At 59.8% G+C, this 24489-nt stretch carries 32 protein-coding genes, 2 tRNA genes and 1 pseudogene; 12 read left to right on the top strand and 23 right to left on the bottom strand.

Going from position 1 to position 24489, the window contains the following annotated elements; genetic code table 11:
• Nucleotide 1: 1 nt before the first annotated feature.
• The 19 genes and pseudogenes from ABIF91_RS07645 to ABIF91_RS07555 all read right to left on the bottom strand — a co-directional run bounded on the left by ABIF91_RS07645 (nt 2) and on the right by ABIF91_RS07555 (nt 17340).
• The gene (locus tag ABIF91_RS07645) at nt 2–1117 is read right to left on the bottom strand and encodes a glycosyltransferase family 4 protein (RefSeq protein ID WP_424578927.1); all 1116 of its coding nucleotides are present in this window, start codon (nt 1115–1117) and stop codon (nt 2–4) included.
• Between the two features lie 418 nt (nt 1118–1535).
• The gene (locus tag ABIF91_RS07640; RefSeq protein WP_424578926.1) at nt 1536–2081 is read right to left on the bottom strand and encodes an NUDIX hydrolase; all 546 of its coding nucleotides are present in this window, start codon (nt 2079–2081) and stop codon (nt 1536–1538) included.
• Between the two features lie 219 nt (nt 2082–2300).
• Nucleotides 2301–3065 (bottom strand): annotated as a pseudogene (gene lptB / locus ABIF91_RS07635) (LPS export ABC transporter ATP-binding protein); the annotation flags it as partial.
• A gap of 623 nt (nt 3066–3688) precedes the next feature.
• Nucleotides 3689–4818 (bottom strand): IS3-like element ISRj2 family transposase gene (locus ABIF91_RS07630; RefSeq protein WP_086023025.1). Its coding sequence is split into 2 segments (ribosomal slippage): nt 3689–4566 and nt 4566–4818, totalling 1131 coding nucleotides; the frame shifts between segments, so codons are not numbered across the junction.
• Nucleotides 4819–4877: 59 nt separating this feature from the next.
• Complete coding sequence (gene istB / locus ABIF91_RS07625) at nt 4878–5627, bottom strand: IS21-like element helper ATPase IstB (RefSeq protein ID WP_424578925.1); 750 nt, start codon at nt 5625–5627, stop codon at nt 4878–4880.
• 14 nt (nt 5628–5641) lie between these two features.
• Complete coding sequence (gene istA, locus ABIF91_RS07620; RefSeq protein ID WP_424578659.1) at nt 5642–7177, bottom strand: IS21 family transposase; 1536 nt, start codon at nt 7175–7177, stop codon at nt 5642–5644.
• Between the two features lie 302 nt (nt 7178–7479).
• The gene (locus ABIF91_RS07615) at nt 7480–7869 is read right to left on the bottom strand and encodes a hypothetical protein (RefSeq protein ID WP_424578924.1); all 390 of its coding nucleotides are present in this window, start codon (nt 7867–7869) and stop codon (nt 7480–7482) included.
• 167 nt (nt 7870–8036) lie between these two features.
• A complete protein-coding gene (locus ABIF91_RS07610; protein ID WP_424578923.1) occupies nt 8037–8285 on the bottom strand; it encodes a hypothetical protein in 249 nt (82 codons plus the stop codon).
• Between the two features lie 1366 nt (nt 8286–9651).
• The gene (locus tag ABIF91_RS07605; protein WP_424578922.1) at nt 9652–10053 is read right to left on the bottom strand and encodes a hypothetical protein; all 402 of its coding nucleotides are present in this window, start codon (nt 10051–10053) and stop codon (nt 9652–9654) included.
• A gap of 742 nt (nt 10054–10795) precedes the next feature.
• On the bottom strand, nt 10796–11266 hold the full coding sequence (locus tag ABIF91_RS07600) for a DUF7007 domain-containing protein (RefSeq protein ID WP_424579089.1): 471 nt from the start codon (nt 11264–11266) through the stop codon (nt 10796–10798).
• Nucleotides 11267–11307: 41 nt separating this feature from the next.
• Entirely contained in the window at nt 11308–12576 is a 1269-nt protein-coding gene (locus ABIF91_RS07595; protein ID WP_014497957.1) for an IS256 family transposase, read from the bottom strand.
• A 61-nt stretch (nt 12577–12637) separates the two neighbouring features.
• Entirely contained in the window at nt 12638–12898 is a 261-nt protein-coding gene (locus tag ABIF91_RS07590; protein WP_424578921.1) for a hypothetical protein, read from the bottom strand.
• A 249-nt stretch (nt 12899–13147) separates the two neighbouring features.
• Nucleotides 13148–13297: a hypothetical protein gene (locus ABIF91_RS07585; RefSeq protein ID WP_424578920.1), complete on the bottom strand. Its 150-nt coding sequence runs from the start codon at nt 13295–13297 to the stop codon at nt 13148–13150.
• A gap of 194 nt (nt 13298–13491) precedes the next feature.
• Nucleotides 13492–13662 carry a hypothetical protein gene (locus tag ABIF91_RS07580; protein ID WP_424578919.1) on the bottom strand — a complete coding sequence of 57 codons (171 nt, stop codon included), beginning with the start codon at nt 13660–13662 and terminating at the stop codon, nt 13492–13494.
• Between the two features lie 401 nt (nt 13663–14063).
• A complete protein-coding gene (locus ABIF91_RS07575) occupies nt 14064–14261 on the bottom strand; it encodes a hypothetical protein (protein ID WP_424578918.1) in 198 nt (65 codons plus the stop codon).
• Nucleotides 14258–14473: a hypothetical protein gene (locus tag ABIF91_RS07570; RefSeq protein WP_424578917.1), complete on the bottom strand. Its 216-nt coding sequence runs from the start codon at nt 14471–14473 to the stop codon at nt 14258–14260. Before ABIF91_RS07570 ends, ABIF91_RS07575 begins: the two co-directional genes overlap by 4 nt.
• Before the next feature lie 774 nt (nt 14474–15247).
• Nucleotides 15248–16093: a hypothetical protein gene (locus ABIF91_RS07565; protein ID WP_424578916.1), complete on the bottom strand. Its 846-nt coding sequence runs from the start codon at nt 16091–16093 to the stop codon at nt 15248–15250.
• A 796-nt stretch (nt 16094–16889) separates the two neighbouring features.
• Nucleotides 16890–17084, bottom strand: a complete 195-nt coding sequence (locus ABIF91_RS07560; protein WP_424578915.1) for a hypothetical protein — start codon at nt 17082–17084, stop codon at nt 16890–16892.
• Nucleotides 17085–17154: 70 nt separating this feature from the next.
• Nucleotides 17155–17340, bottom strand: a complete 186-nt coding sequence (locus ABIF91_RS07555) for a hypothetical protein (protein ID WP_424578914.1) — start codon at nt 17338–17340, stop codon at nt 17155–17157.
• A 269-nt stretch (nt 17341–17609) separates the two neighbouring features.
• On the opposite strand from ABIF91_RS07555, the gene ABIF91_RS07550 reads away from it, so the two are divergent.
• The gene (locus tag ABIF91_RS07550) at nt 17610–17921 is read left to right on the top strand and encodes a hypothetical protein (protein WP_424578913.1); all 312 of its coding nucleotides are present in this window, start codon (nt 17610–17612) and stop codon (nt 17919–17921) included.
• Here ABIF91_RS07550 and ABIF91_RS07545 read toward each other — a convergent pair.
• The 3 genes from ABIF91_RS07545 to ABIF91_RS07535 are packed head-to-tail and all read right to left on the bottom strand — an operon-like array spanning nt 17872 to nt 19355.
• Nucleotides 17872–18468, bottom strand: a complete 597-nt coding sequence (locus ABIF91_RS07545) for an RNA ligase family protein (protein WP_424578912.1) — start codon at nt 18466–18468, stop codon at nt 17872–17874. The genes ABIF91_RS07550 and ABIF91_RS07545 overlap by 50 nt on opposite strands.
• 35 nt (nt 18469–18503) lie before the next feature.
• On the bottom strand, nt 18504–18851 hold the full coding sequence (locus tag ABIF91_RS07540) for a hypothetical protein (protein WP_424578911.1): 348 nt from the start codon (nt 18849–18851) through the stop codon (nt 18504–18506).
• A 33-nt stretch (nt 18852–18884) separates the two neighbouring features.
• On the bottom strand, nt 18885–19355 hold the full coding sequence (locus ABIF91_RS07535) for a hypothetical protein (RefSeq protein ID WP_424578910.1): 471 nt from the start codon (nt 19353–19355) through the stop codon (nt 18885–18887).
• 521 nt (nt 19356–19876) lie between these two features.
• Here ABIF91_RS07535 and ABIF91_RS07530 point away from each other — a divergent pair.
• The 9 genes from ABIF91_RS07530 (at nt 19877) to ABIF91_RS07490 (ending at nt 22909) form a co-directional block, all read left to right on the top strand.
• On the top strand, nt 19877–20026 hold the full coding sequence (locus ABIF91_RS07530; RefSeq protein WP_424578909.1) for a hypothetical protein: 150 nt from the start codon (nt 19877–19879) through the stop codon (nt 20024–20026).
• 150 nt (nt 20027–20176) lie between these two features.
• On the top strand, nt 20177–20455 hold the full coding sequence (locus ABIF91_RS07525; protein ID WP_424578908.1) for a hypothetical protein: 279 nt from the start codon (nt 20177–20179) through the stop codon (nt 20453–20455).
• 76 nt (nt 20456–20531) lie between these two features.
• On the top strand, nt 20532–20756 hold the full coding sequence (locus ABIF91_RS07520; RefSeq protein WP_424578907.1) for a hypothetical protein: 225 nt from the start codon (nt 20532–20534) through the stop codon (nt 20754–20756).
• Complete coding sequence (locus ABIF91_RS07515) at nt 20753–20995, top strand: hypothetical protein (RefSeq protein WP_424578906.1); 243 nt, start codon at nt 20753–20755, stop codon at nt 20993–20995. Before ABIF91_RS07520 ends, ABIF91_RS07515 begins: the two co-directional genes overlap by 4 nt.
• A 19-nt stretch (nt 20996–21014) precedes the next feature.
• Entirely contained in the window at nt 21015–21188 is a 174-nt protein-coding gene (locus ABIF91_RS07510; protein ID WP_424578905.1) for a hypothetical protein, read from the top strand.
• Nucleotides 21188–21337, top strand: a complete 150-nt coding sequence (locus ABIF91_RS07505) for a hypothetical protein (RefSeq protein ID WP_424578904.1) — start codon at nt 21188–21190, stop codon at nt 21335–21337. The genes ABIF91_RS07510 and ABIF91_RS07505 overlap by 1 nt, the downstream gene beginning before the upstream one ends.
• 93 nt (nt 21338–21430) lie before the next feature.
• Nucleotides 21431–21784 carry a hypothetical protein gene (locus ABIF91_RS07500; RefSeq protein ID WP_424578903.1) on the top strand — a complete coding sequence of 118 codons (354 nt, stop codon included), beginning with the start codon at nt 21431–21433 and terminating at the stop codon, nt 21782–21784.
• Nucleotides 21781–22050 carry a hypothetical protein gene (locus ABIF91_RS07495; protein WP_424578902.1) on the top strand — a complete coding sequence of 90 codons (270 nt, stop codon included), beginning with the start codon at nt 21781–21783 and terminating at the stop codon, nt 22048–22050. The genes ABIF91_RS07500 and ABIF91_RS07495 overlap by 4 nt, the downstream gene beginning before the upstream one ends.
• Nucleotides 22051–22624: 574 nt before the next feature.
• Nucleotides 22625–22909 (top strand): hypothetical protein, encoded by a 285-nt coding sequence (locus ABIF91_RS07490; RefSeq protein ID WP_424578901.1) that lies wholly within the window; start codon nt 22625–22627, stop codon nt 22907–22909.
• 170 nt (nt 22910–23079) lie between these two features.
• Here the strand turns inward: ABIF91_RS07490 and ABIF91_RS07485 are convergent, their stop codons facing one another.
• Nucleotides 23080–23907 (bottom strand): hypothetical protein, encoded by an 828-nt coding sequence (locus ABIF91_RS07485; protein ID WP_424578900.1) that lies wholly within the window; start codon nt 23905–23907, stop codon nt 23080–23082.
• A gap of 208 nt (nt 23908–24115) precedes the next feature.
• Between ABIF91_RS07485 and ABIF91_RS07480 the strand changes: the two genes are divergently transcribed.
• Nucleotides 24116–24190, top strand: a tRNA-Met gene (locus ABIF91_RS07480).
• Between the two features lie 214 nt (nt 24191–24404).
• Nucleotides 24405–24478, top strand: a tRNA-Trp gene (locus ABIF91_RS07475).
• The last annotated feature ends 11 nt before the right edge of the window (nt 24479–24489 follow it).

Raw genomic sequence — 24489 nt, 5'->3', positions numbered from 1 at the left:
TTCAGGTCCCAGCCAATATGTCTTCGTATAGCTGGAGATATTTCTCCACCATCATGTCGGCCGTGAACAGCGTCTCATAGCGCTGGCGGGCTCTGTGGCCCATCTGCGCCGCTTCATCGGGATGCTCGACGAGATAAGTCATCGCCTGCCTGAGAGCTTCATGATCAGACGGCGGGACTACGAGCCCCGTTTCGCCAGCGACATTAACGAATGTTGTGCCAGTACCGATCTCACTAGAGATCATCGGCTTGCCAAACATCGCTCCTTCCAGCAGCGAAATTCCGAATGCCTCTGATCGAAGATGGGATGGAAAAACAACTGCGAAACAAAGGGTAAGAAGAGCAGCCTTATCTTCCTCTGGCAACGTGCCAAGGAACAGGACGTTCGATAGATTGAGTCTCTGAGCATGCTTACGTAGTTCCTGCTCTACGGGACCCGATCCCACGATGACGACGGGAAGATTCGTGCCGCTGATGGCGTCCAAGAGAATGTGGAGGCCTTTGTAGTATCGCAGCATGCCGACAAAGAGGAAAAATTGGCCACCTACACGAGCCCGCCATCGATCAAGGCTTGCGTCAGAAGGCTCGGGATAGACTGAGCGGTCGATCCCGATCGGGATAACGCTGGTTTTTGATTGATATCGCCGCAAGACCTCACTAGTAGCGAAATAATTCGGTGATGTGGCAACTATGCGATCGACGCTTTGTAGAAAACGTCGCTTCAATGGACGATAAAGCTTGAGCGCATGGCGCTGCCGGACAATATCCGAATGATACGTGACGATGGACGGCTTAGATATTCGCGTCGCGAAATGAACGACGTCCATAAACGGCCATGGAAAGTGATAGTGGATGACATCCGCTTTGTTGGCCAGTTCAGCAAATCTCTTGAAGACAGATAGCGAGAAGCCGGTAGAAGCCACCTCAAAACTTAGAGATGCCGGATGGACTGTGTAATTTGCAACGGTTAGCGGACGAGGAGGTAGTTCGCGACTTAAAAAAAGGACGTCGACTACGTGACCGCGTTGGGCAGTGCCATATGCCAACTGATGTATGAAAGACTGAGTTCCACCCCATGAATCTGGCAGATGAGTTTTGAAGAAATGGAGAACCTTCATCGTTAATCTTTGCGCCACCATCTCCGATTTTGACAACAGCAATGCATCATCAACCCGTTCGGGATGATGGCCAATGCAGGCAGCCCTGCACGCGTCTGCCGGAGAAGAAAACACCGGTAGACCTAACCAATTTTCAAAATCTTGAACCCATCCAGAGTAATTGTCCGCACGCCCCGTTACGGCTCGTCCCTCACCCCTCGCAGCTCACGCCCCCAATCGATTTATCAATGCGGCTCAAATGGGAATCTTCCATCAAAAGACGAGCAGAATACCCCTATACAATTCTTACGATGGTGACAAGTCTCGACGCGTTTTGAACTCAACTTGAATACGCTACCAAAGTTGGAGGCGTTATGCGGAATAGAGATGGCTGACTGCCCTCAACCGCATTGCAGCACCGGCTGGTGTTCTTCCGATCTTAGATGCTGATGAGACCTTTGCAGGCCGCAAGTGCCAACACGCCAAGGTGCGTCTGCTCAGCGAATTCCCCCGAGACGATCAGATCGCGCAGTTCGGTGGGAGTAACGGAGGCGACTGAAACACCTGGCTCTTCGACAAAGTCCGACCTGCGTTCTCCGGCCTGGATGAAGAACGAATACATCATGTTACTGATGCGGCTGCTACAGGTTGCCGTCTTACCGATTAGCTCGATTGATCTACTCGAACATCCGGTCTCCTCCAACAGTTCGCGGACCATCGCTTTCGCCGGATCTTCGTTATCCTCGAGCAACCCCGCGGGCAATTCGAGTGAGTAACGTTCGATGGCTGGCCGATATTGCCTAACAAGTAGAAAGCGCTCCCCAGGTGTGACCGCCACTGCGGCCAGGTAAGACGGCTGGCCTATCGCATAGTAGGTGTCTGAGCGCGCTTGAGGAAAAAACTGCACGTCGCGCTCGATCACTTCGAGCCAAGGGGACACGACAGTGCGCTTGCTCCTGACCACCTTCGGCCAATAATCGTCCATATCGTTATATGCCCTTCATCTCACGTAGCCGATTGGGATATCGTCGTAGGTTAAGATGCTTATTGTCATCCATGCCAGGAGGATCGCCAGAGCCATGCCCATTCTTAGCCAGCGCTTCACAGGCCGAATCTCCTTTGAACCAACCCAGCTCGATGCGAGCCGGCCGTCGGCGGTCATTCCCGATCCGTCTGTCCTGGGCAGCCAGGGCGCCACCGACTGCTACAGACGGAACTCCTCGCCGAGGTAAAGGCGGCGCACGTCCGGGTCATTGACGATCTCATCCGGACTACCCTCGGTCAAGATCTCCCCAGCATAGACGATGTAGGCGCGGTCGGTGAGGCCAAGCGTTTCCCTCACATTATGATCGGTGATGAGCACGCCGATACCGCGGTTGGTCAAGTGGCGAACCAGGTCCTGGATGTCGCCGACGGCAATCGGATCAATGCCGGCGAAGGGCTCGTCGAGCAGCATGTAGTTCGGGCTCGTCGCCAGTGCGCGCGCAATCTCGACGCGGCGCCGTTCGCCGCCGGACAGCGCAATCGAAGGCGATTTGCGGAGCCTTGTGATGTTGAACTCGTCCAGGAGCGCATCGAGGTGGGCCTCGCGCTTCTTCTTCGACGGCTCAACTACTTCGAGCACCGCGCGGATATTCTGTTCGACCGTCAGGCCGCGAAAGATCGAGGCTTCCTGCGGCAAATAGCCGATGCCGAGCCGGGCGCGCTGATACATCGGCAGCTTGGTGACGTCGTGGCCGTCGAGTTCGATCGCACCCCGGTCGGCCTTGATCAGCCCGGTGATCATGTAGAACACGGTGGTCTTGCCGGCCCCGTTCGGTCCCAACAGACCGACCGCCTCGCCGCGGCGTAGATAAATGCTGACGCCGCGCACCACCTGGCGGCTGCCAAAGCTTTTCTCGACGCTATGCACAGCCAGAAAACCCGGGCGCCGCAACAGCTGCGGCCCAGCCGAACCGTTGGTGTTGGCGACGGCATGGCCTACCGATCGTGGTGGCATCGCGATAGCTTCCATTCCTGTTGTAGTAGTCCTTCGATTTTAGAAGGGGCTGGGCGGGAGAGTCCCCCACTATCCGCGGCCATCAGTGCCGACGCCGGTCAGACAATCGCCGGTTCGCTCAAGTGGGATCTTCAGTCCATATCGCTGCCCGTCGTCGGCGCCGTCAGTTGTGTAACGGTATGACCTTTCCGGCAGTGGGTCGTGGGGAATGGCTCGAAGGTAGCTACCCTCAACCAGCTGGGGAATAAGATCATCTACCGGATTATCGGCAAGTCGTCCTGGTGGGAAAACGCCCTTCATGGCGTGGTATCGATCCAACGCTCTTTTCACGACACGCGATTTCGATTGCAGCATCATCATCCGCAGTGTGGTGTTCCACCGACTAGTGCCTCATCGATTACAATCCTTCAGATTCGGCTGCAAGTGGGGTCGATTGTCGTGAATGAGAGAGCTGGCCCCGGTTGTTTGGACAGCGCCCCGCTGGATTTAAGTGGATTCCTGCCGGGTTATGCTGAACGCGGGGCTTTACGGTTTTGTCGTTGCGTCGGGAGGGCGTAGCCCGACCAGAGCGACGACAAAACCGTCGGCGACGGTCATGCGGCCATCACCATAGCTTGCGTGCCGAAGTAAGCCTCGTCGGGCGTGCGCCCGTCAAGGCTCGAGTGAGGGCGTCCCTGATTGTAGAAGGCCAGATACTTGGCAATTGACGCTCGCGCCTCGGACACGCTGTCGTAGGCGCGGAGATAAACTTCTTCGTATTTGACCGTGCGCCAGAGCCGCTCGACAAACACGTTGTCGCGCCAGGCGCCCTTGCCGTCCATGCTGATGGCGATCTTCGCGTCCAGCAGCACATCGGTGAACTCGAGGCTGGTGAACTGGCTGCCCTGATCCGTGTTGAAAATCTCGGGCCTGCCGTGCTTCGCCAACGCCTCCTGGACCGCTTCGACGCAGAAGGCCGCCTCCATTGTGATCGAGACGCGATGGGCCAGGACCCGTCGGCTGAACACATCGACGACCGCCGCGAGATAGACGAAGCCACGCCGCATCGGAATGTAGGTGATGTCCATTGCCCACGCATGGTCGGGCCGCTCGATCTTCAATCCGCGCAACAGGTACGGGTAGATCTTGTGACCCGGAGCCGGCTTGCTCGTGTTCGGGCGACGATAGACCGCCTCGATCCCCATGCGCTTCATCAGCGTCGCGATGTGGCGGCGACCGGCGTATACGCCCTCCCGCCGCAGCAACGATCGCAGCATACGCGCTCCCGCGAAGGGATAATCGAGATGCAGCTCATCGAGCCGACGCATCAAGGCAAGGTCCTCGGCCGAAACTGGCCGAGGTTCATAGTAGACCGTGCTGCGAGCCAGCTTCAGGACCTTCGCCTGGCGCACGATAGAAAGATCATGACCGCGGTCGATCATCGCTTTGCGCTCAGCAGGCCCGCCTTGGTGAGCGCGCCGGACAAAAAATCGTTTTCCAACGCCAGCTCGCCGATCTTGGCATGTAACGCCTTCAAATCGACCGGCGTCTCGGCCGATGTCTTGTCATGCCCAAACACGCCGGCGGCGCCTTCCAGGAGCTGGTTTTTCCAGATCGTGATCTGGTTCGGATGAACATCAAACAGTTGCGCCAGCTCCGCCAGTGTCTTGTCGCCTTTGACCGCAGCCAAAGCAACCTTCGCCTTGAATGCCGGAGAATGCGTCCGGCGGCTCTTCTTCGTCATCTTCGCTCCTGATTCGCAGCAAGAATCCTCGCCGCTGTCAGGCAGAAAATCCACTCAAGCTACTGTCCGAATTTGCGGGGCCAGCTCTTCTGCTTCCTGAGGCTCTCTCCTTTGAGTTCGATGCGGTAGGCATTGTGGACGAGGCGATCGAGGATCGCGTCGGCGATGGTGGGGTTTCCGATGATTTCGTACCAGCGATCGACGGGCAGCTGGCTGGTGACGATGATCGAACGGGCTTCGTATCGATCCTCGACGATTTCGAGCAAATCACGGCGCTGGTCGGCGTCGAGAGGTTCTGGTCCCCAGTCGTCCAGGATCAGCAGATCAAGTCGTGCGATCGCCCGCAGCATCCTGGTATAGCGTCCGTCGGCGCGTCCCAGTGCGAGAGCGGCGAACAGACGCGGGACGCGATGGTAGGCAACGGCGAAGTCGTCCCGGCAGGCCTTGTGGCCGAGGGCGCAAGCAAGCCAACTCTTGCCGACGCCGCATGGCCCAGTGACGAGGAGATTATGCCTCGCTCGGATCCAGTCGCCGGCGGCGAGTTTTAGAAAGAGCGTGCGGTCGAGCCCGCGGATGGCACGGTAGTCGACATCCTCGACGCAAGCGGCATGACGTAGCTTGGCGGCGCGAGCTCTGCTCTCAAACCGCTTTTGCTGTCGCTGCGTTTTCTCCTGTTCCAGGAGCAGGGCCAGCCATTCGGCATGTTCGAGGCTGCGTGCTTCGGGCTGGGCATCAAGCTCCTTGAAGCCTTTGGCCATGCCGTGGAGACCGAGATTTTGCAGCAGGTCGAGCGTGGGATGGGTCAGCATGCTGGATTTTCCTTTCAATGGAAGTAGCCGGGGCCGCGCAGATTGGGATGGTCGACGACGACGTCATCGGTGGGGCGAGCGCTGCGGTCGAGCTTGTTGGCGATGATCGAGGCGATGCTCTTGTAGGTCAGCGCGCGGACCGCAACCGCGCGGGCCGCGATCAACTCGGCGCGTTCCGGATCGAGATCCTTGAACAGCCGAAGCACACCCAGACAGGTCCGGAATCCTTGTTCGGGATGAGGCCGATTGGCCAGAATGGCGAGGACGAGACCCTCAGTGTTTAGCCCGATCGATCGTCCCCAGCGACGGAACCGCTCGGGAGTCCACTCGGCGTAACGCCGATGCGCGCTGGGCATGTGGTCGGGATCGGTGCCGTGCCGGCGGCCGCCGTAGCGGCGCTGGTGAGCCGCAACACGCGAACCCCGATGGAACAGCTCGATGGTCCGGGTGGTGGCGCGGACGTCGACCTGCTCCCGGATCAGGCCGTGTGGAACTGAGTAGAAGAAGCCGTCGATCTCGACATGATAATCGAGCGAGACGCGGGCCACGCGCCATTCCGCAAACTGATAATCGGCGTCCGGCAACGACGCCAGGACCGACATCTCGACCGTCTCGAACAATTGACGGCGACTGACACCGAGCCGGCGCATGATGTGCGCGTTGATCCGCTCCAGCGCAGCGGCAATGGCTGCGTTCGCCTCGGCCAACGAGAAGAAGGTCTGGCGACGAAGCCGCCCGAGGATATAGGTCTGGGCAAACCGAACCCCGGCCTCCACTTTTGCCTTATCCCGCGGCTTTCTTGGCCGTGCCGGAAGGACGCCAACGCCGTAATGGGACGCCATCATCCCGTAGCTGCGATTGATTTCAGGGTCGTAGAACGAAGCCCGGTGCACGCCGGACTTCAGATTGTCAGGGACGACGAGGCGCGGCACCCCGCCAAAGAACCGGAACATCCGGACATGGGCCTCGATCCAGTCCGGAAGTGTCTGCGTCCAGGTCGCCTCGGCGTAGGTGTAATTCGAGGCGCCAAGCACGGCGACGAAGATCTCCGCATCGCGTACAACCCCGGTTTCGCGATCAACGATCATGATCTTCTTGCCGGAGTAATCGACAAAGACCTTGTCGCCGGCCGGATGGTCCTGCCGCATCGTCGGAGACAGCCGCCGGTCGAATTCTCGGAATAAATCGCAGAACCGGCTGTAGCCATAACCTTCCGGGTGGACCGCCCGGTACTCCTCCCACAGCACCATCAGATTGACGCCAGGCCGCTTCAGCTCACAGGCCAGCGAGGCCCAATCCGGCTCCCGGCGCCGGCGAAAGCCGCGCCTGACGCCGGCATGGGCAAACAGACGTTGTTCAAGAACGGCGTCGGTCAGATCGCCCGCCAAAGGCCACGCCAGCCCGGCAGTCGAGGCACGCTTGAGGTTGTCCTGGATGGTGCTGCGCGCCACGCCGAGCGTGCGCCCAATCTCCCGGGCGCTCACCCCATCACGGGCAAGCCGCAGCATCTGTCGTATCTGTCGCATGGTCAGTTCTCTCTTGGCCGGCATCCGCTTCCCCACGTTGATCAACGCGGGACTTGATGCCTGAGGGACTGATCCAAACGAAAACGCCGACTTCCAAAAACCCGGCCGACTTCAAATCGGAATGCCGGCCGGTTTCATTTCGGAATCGTGGCCGGCTTCAAATCGGAACGATGGCCGGCTTCAAGTCGGAATACCCGGCCGGAATAAATCGGAATCCGCACTCTAAATTAAGCGGATTGCCGCGCCCTTGCGGGCCAGGTAGCCACCGGACTATTGCACGCTGATCTTGACCACCGGGGGATACGGGTCAGCGTGCTCAACCCCCATCACTGGGGATTACGTTGCTGCCTGCGCTTCTCGACGCCGGCCATGATCATGCTCATGATCTCGGCGACCTCGATGCTAAACTTGCGTTGTTCTCGGACAGCTCGCAGCCGACAGACGCGGCCGAGCCGATCGAGCTGGATGACAGGGACATCCTCATAGCCGTGGCGATAGCGCGGAGCGTTGGCTACGCTGTCGATGATGGCGCGCATTATCTTGAACCACGGGTCGTTGATGTCAGGATCGGAGGGCCGGTCCTTGTATTGCTTCTCCAGCTCGTACTGCCGGTTCGAAGCGGCAGTGAAGACGTCGCGCAGAAAGCGCGATGGAATGCCGGAAAGGGTCGACGTTCCGTTGGGGTGATGCTTTACCCGGATGGCGAGACGGGTCACAGGATGCCTCCCGAGTTGGGAAACGGGAGACTGACGTCGGACACAGACGAGGTACAATCAACGAGGTTCGATCCACGACACACGATCGCTCATTCAGCCGGTAGCGAGGGACGAAGCCCACAAATGGGAGCCATTGTGTTTGCCGGTTAACGAGGAGCGTTTGCGAACTACGGATGTAGGGCGCTGCCAATGATGATCTGTTGATCGGGTTCGTGTCTTCGGTTCAGCCTCCCGCCCATTGCCTTAGTGAGGCCTTGCTGCTGGAGCAGCTCGGCGTCACCCTCGGCAAGCTCGATCTTCACCGACGCATTCGTGCCGGTGCGGCTATCCTCAAGCGACTCCAGAGAGCGCTTCCAGCCTGTGTAGTTCTCCGCGGCCTTCTCGCGCAGCTCGGGCAGTACGACCGACACGTTCACGGAACGATCCGGCGGATTTTGTGAGCCAAGGTTGGGCGATTTAGATTGCCGCGGAAAATGCTATTTGAAGGTTGCTGCGTTGAGTTAAGCATCGTCAGACACTTCTTATCCGCGATCCAATACGGCTGCACCGTAATATTTCAGGCCGGCTCCTTGCGATTTCCGTTCTATTTGGAAATTTGAGCGAATAACTCTGGCGTTATAGCTCCGACAAAGAAGTCGCCGTCGACCCCCGGCTTACCAACGTCTCCGCGAGCATTCGTAGCACCAGGAGTGCCGCCGCTTCCGCCGGGACCGCCACCGCAGTAAGGCTTGGCTTCCTGACCTCCCGCGCCTGCAGGGCCAGGATTTCCTCCTGCACCTGGCGGCCCTCCGTTGCCGGGTTGCCCTCCAGAAACAAGAACGCGAAATTTCTGACTTAAACTCGGAAGCAAATCTGGTGGGGCGATAATAGTAACGGAGCCCCCATCACCACCATTACCACCAACCCCGCCCTTTCCGGCGGTGCCTCCTGTGCCTCCGTTGCCACCTCGACCGCCTCCGGCTTTACAATCGACCATGCTTAGCGAAGCGGGTGACCCTTGCCGCCCCGCACCGCCGTCTCCGCCTTTTTGCCCTTGCCCTCCCTCGCCTCCTTGGCCACCCCTCATATCAATTGCCGGACCGGAACCCGGCACCTTCATCACCGTAATTGTAAGTGCTGGAGCTGAAAACCCCTTCGGTCCCGGGTTACCGGGCTCGCCCGGACCGCCTTGATGGCCGGAGTCGCCGTCACCTGCGCCCGGCGGGCCGGATGGACCTTGCCCGGGCTTTGCTGACGCGGCGTCGACCGGAGCTTGTTCGTAAGTTATAACGCCTGGACTGTTCGAGTCCTCAGAAACAAGCTCATTCGCCACTATGAAAAAATTGCGACGATTCTGTAGGGCTTGGCGAGTAAAGATCAACTGCGACCCGGACTTGAATACAACCCTGTCCGCGACAATAAACCAGCCATCGAATCGCGTATTAACCGAAACCTCAAATGGCTTAGCCAACTTGAGCAAGCCAGCTTGCTTTATTGTTTGTGCTTCATTCAGGACTGATGCCTCAGACAATTGCTTCGGTGCTGCCTGCCCATAAGCTAACGAACTTGCCGATGAAAGAACGGCGGCTCCAATACAGGACATTAGGCGAATTTTGACCATGTTCATTTGTATTCTCCTAAACCCCGGCCTGACATCTTTGATCCCCACGCGGTGACCGCCGATTGTCCCCAATTCTACCGGTGGAGGCGGTAGAACGCCTCAGTCTCATCTAACAGCAATACACATTGTCCAGTGAAGCGATCGGCCTGGCTTTCGGCCTGCCAGCACCCCAGGGAAAGATACTACCTAAGTACATCACCAGGGTCGCATCGTCGCCAATCTCCATGCTCGTTTTGGGTGTAAAGCCCAACCGCGTCGGCCTTTGCAGCAATTGTGTCCTTGGCGCATTCGGAAAAGTGAGATGTGAAGTCGCTAACCATTGAAGAAGGGTTAGTGATAATTTTCAATAGTCCGATCTTTCCAGCTGATACGCTGCCGCAAGATTTTATTACATTGAAGGCTTCAGTTTCGAGTCTGACATTCTTCAGATCAATCTTGCTATACGCAACAATCCGAGCCTCCCTGCAGTAGAGTTGGAAGTTTTCAATTTTGGTTTGCGTGGGTAGTTTTGTCCAACCGATTTCGAAAGAAGCTTCTGTTTGGGCCTTTGCCACAACGGGCATTTGGAGCAGCCCGGCACCCATCCATAAAACTATCGCCACTCCGCGGAGTACGTGCATTGTTTTGCGTCCCTTCTCGGAAGCACGCCCAGACTTCAGACCGCGCGCGCCTAAACCCGCCCAGACGAGTACGCCTCATATTCAATGCTCATCGATAGTGCGACCACCATTGAGATCAGCAGATGCATCCGATGGCGCACTCACCATCCGGCGCTAAAAATGGTCGCGATCCAAAACACTGGGCTCTATCTTGTCGATCTTTGATAGCCGCATGCCGTAGTGCCACTTGCGCCCGAGGACCAACAATTCGGGCCAGTATACTGGCTGGTGCCCCTTTGCTGCGTGTTCTGCCGATCACGTTCAGCTTGTTGCCGCCTAGACACTTCGTCGGCATTTCTCATATTTTGACAAAACTGCGAATTGCTGGTTCGGCAATCCTCTGCACGTGCAGTTAACGCAGTCGTAAGGAGGACTGTGGCAACCACCGGTACTGTGGAGCAAATTATATAACGGATCGTACGCATCGAAGTTCTCCCTCTCAGCGTTCGGAATCCGACCTCGATCTGTAGACAGGTTCGGGGCTTAGTCGACGCCCGCTGCCCACATTTACAGATTCCGAGAGACAGATGATTTGCCTAAATCTCTCTCGAGATTTCGGTTCAATGTAAACATAGTGCGCCCTAGGCGGAACGGAGTCAATCGACCGATAGAAATATAATGAAGCGCTACCCTATGTTGCAGCGCAGCCAGAGCGCGATAGCTGCTGTCACAACGGCGAGAAAATTCCTCGCCGCTTTTGCGTAACACGTCGAAAATGCTTGAGCCTGTTCAGCGTCGCTCGCTGTAGAGCTTGCCGTCGACTAGGAACCCATTTCTCGGCCTTGTCGCTGTCGCGTTTGGCCACGACACCGACCTCGCATTTGGGCACCCAGTGCGCCCAGTCACCCCAGGCAGCGGTGACAACGAAGTTGTTCTCGTTCTCAAACTTGAACAGCCGCTCGTCCTTCACGATGGACAAGCCGCGCTCGATAATGGCGCCTGTGAAGCGCTCGTACGGGACAGGATGCCAGTTGCGGAGCGTCTCCATGGCGATGTCGAACTCGGTCCGGCCATTGACGACGCGCTGGAATCCGACCGGGTGGACGACGGCGGCTTTCGCCCACTCGCAATCCTCCTCGTACCAGCCGCCCTCGTTGCGCATGTAGTCCGGCATTGCCGCATTGCGCTCGCGGGACAGCTTGATGCCTGAGCTATGCGGGATTTTGGGTGACGAGGCGATCAGGCGGCGTGGTTTTCCGGCACTTGGATGACCTCGATGCCGTTTTCGAATCTGACACCTGCGCTGACCTTCGGCAACTGATTTGTGCCTTTCAGCCGCCGCCAGGTCTTTGATGCGGCGCAGAGCAGCTTGAACACCATCAACTTGGCAGTCGTTGACGATAACGAACCTTTCGTGCGCACCGTTCTGTGCCGGACCGTCGCGAACACGCTTTCGATGGGATTCGTCGTCCGCAAGTGGTCCCAATGCTCGGCGGGGAATTCGTAGAACGCAAGCATTGCGTCGCGATCTTTCGTCAGGCACTCGACCGCCTTGTCGTACTTCGCTCCGTATTTCTCGGCAAAGACATCGATCGCCACTTCGGCCGAAGCTCGGTTGGACGCCAAATAGACCTCGCGCAGATCCTTCTTCATGCTGGCCTGTACCGACACTGCGACTTTGTTCAAGATATTCGCGGTTTTGTGCACCCAGCACCGCTGATGTCGCGTGGCGGGAAAGACCTCGTCGAGCGCCTTCCAGAAGCCGAGCGCGCCGTCACCGACGGCGATTTCCGGGGCGATCTTCAGCCCTCGGGTTTTCGCCTCGACGAGCAGTTCGTGCCAGCTCTGCGTGCTCTCGCGCACGCCGACCTGGAAGCCGATGAGTTCCTTCTTGCCTTCCGGCGTCGCGCCGATCAGCACCAGCATGCATTCGCTGTGGTCTTCCATGCGAGCCTGCAGGAAGACGCCGTCCGCCCACACGTATACGTACCGGCGCGCCGACAGATCGCGCTTCTGCCAACGCTCGTACTCGAGCTGCCACTCCGTCGTCAGTCTGGAAACCACCGCCGGAGAAAGATTCGGCGCATCCTTGCCCAAGAGCGCCGCCAGCGCCTCCTGGAAGTCGCCCGTCGAGATGCCTCGCAGGTACAGAACCGGCAAAAGTGCATCCAAGCTCTTCGTGCGCCGTGCCCACAACGGCAGGATCGCCGAGGTGAAGCGGATCCGCTCGCCATCGCTGGTCACCGCGCGATCGCGAATCTTTACCCGGGCGACTTCGACGGCGCCGATCCCCGTCTGGATCGTCCGCACTGGACCATGGCCGTGTCGCACGAGGCGGTCGCGGCCATCGGGAAGCTTCAAGCCCTTCATCGCGGCGAGAAACGCCTCGGCTTCCATCTCGACAGCCTGCGCAAGCAGCTGCCGAGCTCCAGATCGCAAAATATTCGTCAGTGGATCGTCGATCTCATCGGGCTGACGCAGTGGGACAATGTTGCTATGCTCGTTCATGGCGTATCGCTCTCCTTGAGGTTCTGGCAGGCTCGACACCCGCCTCGATACGCCGCCTATCTCATTCCGTCATCACCCAGTTTCCCGCATAGCTCTTGATGCCTCCATGGCCGGCGGTTGAAACCTGCCAGATGCCAGGCGCCAGCTCCTGCTTGTCCTGATTGCGCCCCACGGAGACGTTCGGGGGCACGGCGATGACTTGTATGCGCTCACGCTGCTTTCGTCGCAGGTTCGGCGCATGCACCGCATTCAAAGCGGGGCTGGCCTTTCGGTTGAGGACGGGTTTGCTGCAGCAGCGGCAGTTGAAGTAGAACGCGACCACGGCTCAGAACTCCGCGATGTGGCGCTCGTAATAGGCCTTGGTGGACTCGGACGCCTCGCACAGGACGCGAGGCGTGGCGTGAACGTTCGATCTGCTTGCAGTCGAGCGGCAGCACGGCAAACTCGAAGTGCTGATCCCACACGCCGATTGGGTCGTGGTCGCGTGCCATCGCTAGGTGCGCTTGGTAGAGCGAGCCGGTGTTGATCGCGAACAGGTGCAGGTCGTTGGCGGTGACGATGCTTGGCACGGTTACTCCTCCAGCGAGTCGAGATAGGCCTGACCGGCAGGCGTGATGTACAGTTCGCCGTAGATCATGATCGCGAAGCCGGAGCAAACAGCGCTCCATACCGGGCTGAGGAATCTCAAGGCCTCGTAGGTCGCAGCTTGTATTGCGAGCATGGTTCGTCCTGATCTGGTGTGAATTGGGTTGGTTCGTCACCCGCCCCGCCGTTGCCTCAATGCGCATTTGCACGAAGACTAAAGCAAATACAAGGCAAACTTTCGCCATGCTTCTGTGAGACAAATGGGGTGTCGGACGGGGAAAATAATTCCCCGAAAAATCCCTCAGAAATTCCCGGATGGGAATTTCGGCCTCAATTTTCGAAGGCCGCCCGGAGCGTGTCGATGGCCGCCCGGACCATGTGAGCCGGACGATGCTGAGCCCCCAAGAGGTAGGCAGCATTGGCCAGAGCGTAGCACTGGTTCAGGCCCTTGCCGGGGCGATGACGACCCTCCCGGTAGAGGGTATTGAGCAGATCGAGCACGGGTTCCTCCGTTGCGTTGCCGACACCAAATCCCTTGAAAACAGCAGGGAACGAGCCGCCCGGATTTCGCGGGCCGCCGACCATGCACACCATCAAGGGGACTAAGAGACAGGGGGAGACACACAGAGAGAGGGGAAGGGGCTACAGGGGGATTTGACCCAGGGGGAAGCAAACGCCTCCAGCCGGTCATCTCTCTCCGTTTGCACGCCATTCCACGACAAACCCAGCAAGACGCTGAGGGCCGTCAACTCGTCCGTTCTGACCCCATAAAAAGCAAATTTGTCATTTCAGACCGGATTTGCACTGCTCAGACACAAGATCTAGTGCAAATCGGGTGCAAAATGGTCCCGAAAGGGGGGTGGAGACCCCGAATTGAGGGGGTCTCACACCAGATATTGTGTTCACCACTTCAGCGGACGGTTCTGTTCGATCAGGTCATCGACCAGCCGGACCGCTTGCAGGCCGGACTCGTGCTTCTGCATGGCCTCGTCGAACATGGCGCGGTACTTGCGCTTCTGCCGCTTGGTGAGACGGCAGCGGATGTGCCGGCCGAGGTGCATGATCTTGCGCTCGGCTTCGGGAAGGCGAGGGTGCATCATGCCAGTTCCGCCCAGATGGTGTTGATGACCTCCTCGGTGTCCTTGAAGAGGTGATCGACGTTGCCCTTGAGGACGTGCATCGAGTGCTTGGTCTTGCTGATGCGGTCCCAGTCGATGCGGAGCCAGGTCTTGACCCAGTGCTTGTCGAGGTGGAGCGAGGCGACCTCGGCCGCCATCTGGATCATTTGCCAGCCGGTCGAGATGTCAGGCATGGAAGCCTCCCACGATCCAGCCGCCAATGGCGAACAGGGTGAGGATGAACACCGCGAGGGGCATCGGCACGGTCAGCTCGAACAGGTATCGCATGGCGCTTACTTCCTCGTGGTAAGACCGAAGCCGCCGATGGTGATGCGCTTCGAGTAGGGGTTGATCTGGATGGCGCCACGGGCACGGCCTTCGCCGTCCTCGACCGTGAAGGTGCGATGGCGCCGGTAATCGGGGATCTCGCAATCGGTGCCGACCGCGTGGGGTCGCGGGGTTTGCGCTTGGCGGGGCGCTCGAAGCGGATGGGGGACTTCGGCGCCGGGGAGTAGATCGACTTCGGCTCGTAGTTGCCGGTCTTGCCGAGCTTGTCCGGGATGTCGTTGTGCTCGTACTCGTCGGCGAAGCGCTGGAACATCGCGTAGTCATCGGCCGCACGCTGGTCCGCCTTCGAGAAGCGGGTGGGCGCAGCCTTCGGGGTGGGGGCGTAGTTCGACGCCAGCCAGTCCGCGTTTGCATCCCGAGCCCGCTCGTATCTCGCCTCGCGTTCGGCACGGTCGACGATTTGGCGCGCGGTGGGGCGTTCGATGTAGCGCTTGGCCATCGTGGGTAGGCTCCAAAAATGGGGGTGGGGGTCGCCCGTGGGGCTACGAAAATTTCCAAATCGTCATGACTTTCCGAGAGAGGCGCGAGTGACGCCCCCCGGAAAAAGTTCAAAAAAAAGCCAGCCGAAATCCCCCCGAGGGGAGACCCCGGGAGGTTTCAGGTCAGGGATGGGCGGGGGATTAGGCCGCTTTGATCAGGCGCGGCGCTTCGCTTTCCGTTTCGCCCTCGCCCTCGCCCATGAAATCTTTCATGGAGTCGTCAGACTTGGCACGCGCGCCGGTCATGTCGTTAATCCGCGACATGAGGAGGACAAAATCGGTATCGGTCAGGGACTCGATACGCTTCATGAGCGAGTCCAGAACGTCCGGCTTTTCCTTATCGTCCTTTGACTTGGCGAGTCGGCCGGTCAACTTGGCGAATGACGCGCCATATTCACGCTTCACAAATTCCGTGAAGGAGTCGGCCAAAACTTGACCCGACGCGCCAGCGGCTTTCTTGGCGAGAATGTCGCGGATTGCGTCAGCATGGTTAGTGCAGACGTCCGCCATAAGCCGGAAGGACCATGTCCGCAGTTTCGCGAGTCCCTCCACAAGCCGCGCGCCCTCCGGCTTGGCGAATTGCGTTTTGCAATTCTTGCCGCCGTCAACGTATTCCGACGCGGCGGACTCGCGTTCCTTCCGGTCCTTAATGGCCATGAAGCCGGAAACCAAATGGTCCGAGTCGCGCCACACAACGCCGCCCTTTGCAGCGTAGAATTTCAGGAACGCGCGGAAAGCCCGCTTGTTTTCCTTTTCCGTGATATCCTTGTCAGTCTCCGCCCTCTCGACTTGGCGGTTTGCCATGACGAGTCCGAGTGCAACGGTAGCAGTGAAGGCGGCCGAGTCGTCATTCTTGACGGCCTTTGCGGCGGCTTCCAAAGCAATGGTTCCGAGAGACTTTGCCGGGGTGGTATTCTGTGCCGTGGTCATTTGCTCTAGTCCTTTCCAGTTTTCCGGGGTGGCGGAGAAATTTCGACGTTTGGACATGGCTCTCCCGTTCCCTGCGAAGGTGCCTTCGCGTGGTTCACAGAACGCGAGTCAAAAGACTCGCTATGAAAGCCAGAACCTAAACCGTCTCAATCACTCCGTTTGCATTTCCCATGAACACAATAGCAGAAAGCAAATAGCTTGAAAGAGAATTATTTGCACGGATGCAAATTTTTTTTGTTGACCTAGCCCCGGTCGTGGCCGACCGGTCCATACTTTCCACGCCCAAAAGGGCCTTTTTCGACTGCTGGGGGAGGATCCCCGCCAAAACGAGTCGCTGGCTTGAAATCCAGGGGCTGGATGCGTTTGCATTCCTGGGGACTGGCTTGTCTACCCTGTCGGGTGAGGCCTACAGGCGGCCCGCGCTGCGGCTCCTGTCAGAAAAACACCTACAAATTTCTGACAGGGGTGGCCCGAATAAAAGACCCCCTCGATCGGGAGGTCATGGCGGCCGAGCGCTATACTAGATCCGCGAGGACAGTATAACCGGCGGCCGAGTTGTTACCCTTCTGCCAAAATGGTCACAACCGGCGAGCGCTTCGCGCTGAATCTAAGACCCTTGGGGGCGGCGGGTCAGTCGGGGGCGCGTCGCGCCGGTCCCGACCGTTTCGATTAGCCTGGCGGCCCTTCCGTCGCGCCCATCGAGCAGCTTTCCTCGACGGCCTTCGATGACCCACCCCAAAAGCAAAAGAACCCCCCTGTTCGGGAGGTTCTCCTGAAAGGACGGTTGGACTTTTGGGAAATGCAAACGTCCCGGAAGGCCAGTCTGCTACCACATCTTTGCAGAAAATGCAAATTAGATGCGGCGGGCTTCGCCCAGACCAATGCCGAGCTGGTGTGCCTTCGCCCGCAGCGCAGCCGGCGTGCGCTTCATCGTCTTGGCGACCTTCGCGATCGGCGTCCGCGCCTTCGAGTGCGCCTTCAGCGCCTTGATGTCATCGCGTGAGTAGCGCTCCCGCGTCTGAATCTTCGTCTTCTTCTTGGCTGGCATTACATCTCCTTCATGCTTCAGGTGAGAAAGTGCGGAATCCGCTCGAACGCCGCGATCAACGTTCTGTTCCCTATTTTTCCGAGGGATTTGTGGGCGTGTAGATGCCGGGGCGCTCCGCGCCATTCTCATAACCGAGCACCGCGTCGGGCAGCGTCGCGTTGAGCAGCATCACACAGATGTGTATCGCAATCGCGAGCAGCAGCGTCAGCAAGGCGACCGACAGCGTGGCCTTGCCGGCCAGGACTAATGATTGCATCGAAACCTCGAAATAAGAAACGGACGGCCCCGACAAGGCCTGGGGGCTGATCAGTTTTGCCGAGACCGTCCGAGTGGTCCAAGTCAGGACGAGCGCGGGGTGCCCGCCCAATGTGACGAGAATGTGGATTGCAGAAAATTTGCTGCAAGCTTGCATTTGCAGAGCTGCCTTGCAGGAGCGCAGGTTCAGTTCCGCGTCAGCATGAGCAAATGCAGCGAGCGCTCCGCGCTGATCTTTAGAACCAAGAGGAGGAGGCCGTGTTGGCCGCGATGACCGACGACACTAACCTCTACGACGAAGTTGCAAACGCCGCGGCCCTTGCGCCGGTCATTGCCGGCGGCATGATGCTGTGGTGGATCGAGAGGCTGGGGGAGGGAAACATGAGCGATCCAGGCTTCACCGTCGTGCAGCTGCGCCAGCTGATCGCCATGCGCGACATCATCCGCAAGATCCTGCGGGGCCCGAACCCGGAGAAGGAGATCGCCGCCTGGGCGATGCGTGGCGGCAAGGCCGAGGTGATCCCGTTCCCCGTCAGAACTGATCAGCCACGCGAGAATAGGCGGGGTGCGCCCGGTTCTTGACCTTGATCCAGTCGCACGTCCGCGGCCGGTAGCGGCGCTCGCGGTGCTTTGACACCAAACCCTCGAGCCCCATGCGGCAGGCCGCGTCGAACAGAGTGGGCCCGATCTCGCCCTGCTCGAAGGGCGCGATGAAGATGCCCTCGGGCCGGCGGTGCAGCAGTTTGGCCAGCCGGCTCTTGCGCTCGAACAGCGGCAGGTCCCGCAGGTCATCGCCGTCGAGCACGACCAGGTCGAAGGCATAGAGCTGGGCGTCGTCGTTGTAGTGGCCAGAGTGCAACCAGTCGAATTGCGAGATGCCCTGGACGTCGAGCACACAGATCTCGCCGTCGATGACGAAGCGCTGCTGCTTCATCTTCAGCGCCGCCTCGGCGATCATCGGATAGCGCCACGTCCAGTCGAGCCCGGCCTTCGAGAGCACCTGCACGGCCTTACCCTCGCGGACCACGCGCCCGCGGTAGCCGTCGTACTTCACCTCGTGGATCCAATCGGGGCCGGCCGGGACGACCTTCTTCGCCGCCGGCCTGCAAAATTCGAACTTGGTTGGCATAGCCGGCATCTATGCACCGCCGGCCAAATTGCGAGTTAGAATTGGCGCAGCGGCAGCAACAGCTGCACGCCGAGCGCCCGCCCGGTGAAGCGCTCGATGAACTCACGCACAGTCTCTGTGACCTCGAACCCTTCCGCGACCCGCTGCTCCAGCTCCTTGGCGACATCTTCGGTGGCGTCGCGCGACCAGCCTTCGAGCGGATTGAACGCCACCACGCGCAGCGGATGGTCGTACTGGCCGCTGAGGAGATCGCTGATCAGGGTCCGGTAGTCGGTCCGGTCCTCGTCCGTCTCACGCCAAGCCGGGCCGCTGCTGAAATCCTCCAGCACCAGGTACATGTCCCGGTCGAGCCGGTCTGCTGGGATGATCGAGGGCGAGGCCATACGCGGAACTCCACTGACCGGAGTCCAAGTTAGTCATGACCGGATGGAATGCGAGTCGCCGAGGCCCCGGTGCGCCGCCTGGACATGCCGCTCGATCGAGGAACTGGTGATCTCCTCGCCGCAGAAGCAGCGAGCCCGGCCGCTCTCGCGCTGGGTTGGCATCGGCAGCCGCTCGTCGTTCATCCGGTCCTTCCAGGCGTGCCAGTCTCGCGACCGACGCCAGATCTCGAAGTGCGCCTCGGTGCGGGTGGAGAGCAGCTTCCGCCAAGCCTCCTCGAAGCCGTCACGCGCCTGCTCGAAGGACTCGGCTGTCCCGTTGGTCGCCTGGCCCGGATCACAGCCGGGGTAGAAGCCGCAGTTCCAGCCCCACTGCGGGGCATTGGTCGGAACGCCGGCACGCTTGCCAATGTGACCGACCCGGACGTCGCCGTAGTAGATGAACCATCCGCCGGCTCGGTGAGGATCTCCGTCAGGGCGTCGGGTGAGCTGGGGCAATTGTGTCAAACCTGTGGTTTCTGACAGGCCCCGCACATGGGGCGGGGCGCTGTCGCGCCCAGATCTAACCCGACACGCGCGCCGCCGCGAGGGGACCACCGGCAGCAGGTGCCGGTGTGGTAATTTGAACACGGCAGGAGCTGCCGGTTGCAAGCGGCGGGAGCTGCCGCTACCACCGGCAGGAGCCGCCGGTACCACCGGCAGGAGCTGCCGCTGAACCATCATATAACCATCAGTGAACCATCACCCTAACCGGTGACCGCCTCCGGCTGGTCGATCGGATCGGTTTCAACACCTGGGACGAATTTCGCCTGGAACTGTTGAAACCACACGCCGGGCGAGTTCCCGAATTTGCATTCCATTTGCATTGCTCTTGACGAAACCGGGGGACCGGTGTATTGGTCGGCGTAGATTAGCATTCGTGCAATCATTCAAACCTCTGTTCGCCCCAACCTCGGAACAGCCGGCTCAAACCCGCGCTGATCCGGGGGACGGCGGCCTTTTGTCCAATTCAACCCGGGAGCCGCGACATGATGGACGACATCGTCTTCGTCGCTGTGCTCGGCCAGCTCATGATCAAGCTGGTGCTCCTGTGCACAGGAGCCCTCACGATCGGAGCGATCACTTTGATCGTCGCGACATTGCTGGCGCCGGATCCAACCGACGAGGCTCCGCAATGAGTTCCGATCCCATCCTCAATTCCGTCATCGGCTTCGAAGTCGCCTGTCTCATGGCGCTCGGCCTGATGACGCTGTCGTTCCTGCACTGATTACCCAGAGCCCGGTCTCGTCTGAACGGCGAGCCGGGGCACCATTCCAAGCGGAGACATCATGGGCGTGATGGAAAAGCTGACGAATGCGGCACTCGACGCATTCGAAGACGAGCTGAAGTGCTGGCAGCGTGTCGGCACCTGGTCTCCGAAGACAACGCGGCTGATCAGGTATCCGCTCATGCGTGATCTCGGTCCGATCGGTCCCGCCGATTACGTCCCGGCGATCGAGGAGAGCGTCCAGATGGTCGAACTGCCGGACGACAAGGTCCACATGTTCATCGTCCGCGCTGCCATGGAGAAGGCGGTCACCGCCGTCCGCGAGGAGCTCGGCCGATGATCCCGCCGGAAATCACCCAGCTCATCATCGGCATCGCCCTCTCGATCGCCTTCGCCATCGTCATCGCCGACATGGGATGAAGCCTGATCCGATCTCGACATCGCCGCTGGCGATGCAGGCCTACCAGGTCATCAAGCAGCTCGAAAAGCACGTCGGCACCGTCGAGGCGCAAGCCTGGATGCTGCGCGGCAACGAGCTACTGGGCGGCATCACGCCCATCACCGCGATCAAGGAAGACCGACTTCCGGACGTCCAAAGGGCGGCCCGCGTCGTCGCCATGGAGAAGGGCGTCTTCACATGAATGCAGTTATCGCCGAGACCACGCATATCGCGGAGCAATACATCAAGGCCTTCGGCCTCGACACCCGCTTCTGGCGTGTCTTTCGCCACTCCGACAATCCGGCCGGACACCGCTTCGACCGCCTCGTGATCATCCGCCCGCACTGGCGCGTCACCTTCGAGCAGTACGCTGCTTTCGAAGAGCGCTGTGAGAACTGGTTCACGCGGGTCAGTCACGACGGCCAATACGCGATCCTCTGACATGACAGGGCACTATCCCATGGCGTACTTCGCCTTCGCTTACATCGCTTGCCTGCTCGCCGCGCTCGCCGCGTGGGTTACCCACGTTGTGGTCTGCATCAAGTCGGCGTCCTACCTGTTCCTGATCGCCGGAGCGGTCCTGCCGCCTGTCGGCGTGATCCACGGCTGGGGCGTCTGGCTGGGGGTCTGGTGATGATCATCGAAGCCATCCTCATCATGGTCGGCCTGATCGCAATCGGCGGCAAGATCCGCGACGGCATCGAGTACGCCGCAGACGAACTATCCTATCGCCTCGACCGCGTCATCGATTTGCTGGAGCGGGATGAAGAGGAAGACGAGTAATGCCGTTTCCTCTCTCCGTCTTCATGTTCAGCTACGCCATCTGGCAGGCCTCGATCGAGCGCGCATTCACCCTCAATCCTTTCGAGGTTCGTTATGACCCGCCGAAGGCTACCCGATCGGCGGAAGCTTCCGACCACGATTAAGATCGGCATCTACGTCTACACTCTGAAGCACTGGGATCCCGCCGAGGCCGAGGAGAAGGAGTGCCTCGGTCTGTGCGACCGCTTCAACTTCATCATCTACGTGCGTAACGACCTGCCGGACTCATCGTTCGCGGAAGTGCTTGAGCACGAGATCAACCACGCCTGCTGGCACGCGGCAGCTCTCAAGAGCCGCGCCCAGGAAGAGACCGTCGTGAACCGGCTGACGCCGGTCATGATCATGGCCCGACGCGACAATCCGGAAATCTACGCCTGGATCGATAAGGCCATCGCCCAGAAAGAATGACCATGCTCAACGCAATGGTGGCCGACACCAAGAAGGCGGCCGAAGCGATGATCGCCTGGCTGCGCCTCGATCCCAAGCAATGGGAGCCGGTGGTGTACGGGCAGGTCGTCACCAAGCTCTACTCCAACGCAAAGCTGATCCGGCCGCTCAGCGGCGTCCAGCAGGCCCACACCGACTGGGTCTTGGAGAAGCTCATCCCAAACCTGTGCCTTTCGGTTTCGACTGTCCCGCCGCACTGGGGCATACCGCAAGAGCACGTCGCCTGAGGACATTATGGCCAAGAAAAAGAAGATCATCAGCAAGGCGAGGGCGCTCCTCGAAATCCTGCTTGAACGACGCCGCCGCAGGAAACGCCTGAAGGCATCTGGCGGCTAACATCGATACCCGGAACTGTTTGTGTAACAGGGAGGCGCGCACCGAAGGGTCGTCGCGCACCGTCTGACCCAGCCCGGCTGCACGGCTGCGGGGTTTCCCTCCTTTACCCGCCCCGTGCGCCAGAGAACAAATCAGCTGCGCCCACGGCTGCAAAACCTCTGGCTCCATCAAGCCCCAGGAGCGGTGACGCAAACATGCGTCCAGCGCAAGAACTGCGCGATGGCGATGGTGCCCCACGAGCCCTGTAATCCGACACGAGGTGCGTCGCTCTTGCTTTCTCTCCTCGGTGCCAAGGTTGCCAGTATGCTGAAACACGGACATTCACGAGACTGCGGCGAAAGCCCAACGTACAGGTCGTGGGTCGCAATGATCCAGAGGTGCTACGATGAAGATGCCACTTCATACGATCGATACGGCGCTCGCGGTATCACTGTGTGCGACCGCTGGCGCTTTGGCGCCGATGGAATGTCCGGCTTCGAATGCTTCCTCGCCGATGTAGGAGAGCGTCCGTCGCTGGAGCATTCGATCGACAGGATTGAGAACGAACTGAACTACGATCCCGACAACTGCAAATGGTCGACCGTCAAAGAGCAGAACCGCAATAGGCGGTCCACGCGCTGGGTCGAGTTCATGGGCAGGACGATGTCGCTCGCTGAGGCGATCGAATTGTCGGGACTGCCACAAGCCAGAGTGAAGCGCCGGCTCTACGTCTACAAGTGGACGGTAGACGAGGCGCTCGCTGCCCGCTGAGTTCGTGGCGCATGATTCGAGGCTCCAGTTTCGAGAGCACCCGGGCTTGCTGCTGGCTCGACCCGGTCGCGAATGACCCATTAGCCGACTCGGCCTCAACCGTCCGACGGGTATTGAAGGTCGCGAGGAAGGCTTTGGCCAAATGCGGCGGTGTTCGCTAAGCGATCGGACTATCCCGCAGACCCCTCGCCTGTCGTCCGCAGTTCGCCCAGCGGCAGCGCTGGCGATTGCAGGATCCTGAACGGCTCGACGCCATCGGCGCGCGGACTGGCGACCGCGAGATGAATGTTCTTCTCCAGCAGTCCGGGCGTGGTGCTGCCGAACACCACGAAACCGAACGCGTTCCCGAACTTGGCCTGCAATGTCAGGATGTGCTTCTCTGGTGAGAGCGAGAACTTGTATTCGAACTGATCGTTCAGGTAGGTGCCCGATCGCGTCAGCAACGGCGCGTTGCCTGCGAGGTGCTGCAGGCTTTCGAACAGCTTGTATCCGCCGTCGCGCGCCACGTCGGCGTTCGTGTACCAAGTCATCGCGAGGCCACCGTCGTTCGGGAAGATGTCCTGCGTGTGTCGCCAGTAGATGCCCTTGGCGAGCTTCGCGGCGAGCACGTCGACGGCCTGGCGCATCTCGTCGGTGATCTGCCACTCGCCGCTCGCCTGCGGTTGTCCGTCCTCTCCGATCGCCAGCATCCGTTCGAACATGCCAGGGTGCCGCTTGTGCGCCCGTGCCATCAGGCCGGGCACCTTCCCGTCCCGATCGCCTCTGTTCTCGAGCGGATCGACGCGGGCCAGCATAGCGATCAGCAGGTCGTCGTCGCGCGTGCCGCCGTTGCATCGATCGCATGCTGGGAACTCGAAGCCTTCCGGCCACTGCCGGTTCTGAAACATCGCGCGCGGCGGGCAGTGCTCGATCGTCGTCGACGGCGTGACACCACCGCAGAACGCGCAGACCGGGTGCGCGAGCAGGAAGGCTTTGCGGTGTCGTGTGGCGGATCCCATGGTGGTGGAGACCTAGCAGTGAGTCGCCGGTCTGGCAAACCGTCCGCCCGGCAGATTTATGGGTTCACGGCCTAAATTTCTCGGTGCCAGCCGAAACGTCAAATAAAACGACATAGGGGTGGCTGGTTAAATGAGGCCATGCGTCAAGCCGCGCGCTCGCTTTTGCGAGCACAGCCCGTCATCGCATTCGGTGACGGGCATCCAATTCGCCAGTGTAGCTCAACGGTAGAGCAGCGGAATCATAACCCGCAGGTCGTTGGTTCAACTCCTCCCGCTGGCACCAATTCGGTCGAGGACGGAACGGCCTCCCGTCGCGCCACGATGACGGTGGCAAAGTAGCGATCCGCCTCCTGTTTGGCGGCGCGAAGAGATGCGGGCGTGGGCAACCCACCGACCGAACAGTTTAAGCCGCAAGGCGCACGCCAACCCCCAACAAAGGCGTCCCGACGACTGGGAAATCCGTCGCGAGAAGAAATCGGGCGGGGGATCAATCATGCATCGGGGTCCTCCGGCGTAGGCGGCCGGTCTCCAAAACTGCGCTGCGAGAGTTCGAGTCTCTCCTCCGGTGCCAACAAAAATGAG

The sequence above is a fragment of the Bradyrhizobium sp. USDA 241 genome (assembly GCF_049739505.1).
Classification (GTDB): Bacteria; Pseudomonadota; Alphaproteobacteria; order Rhizobiales; family Xanthobacteraceae; genus Bradyrhizobium; species Bradyrhizobium liaoningense.
This window is presented reverse-complemented; position numbering and strand designations above follow the sequence as displayed.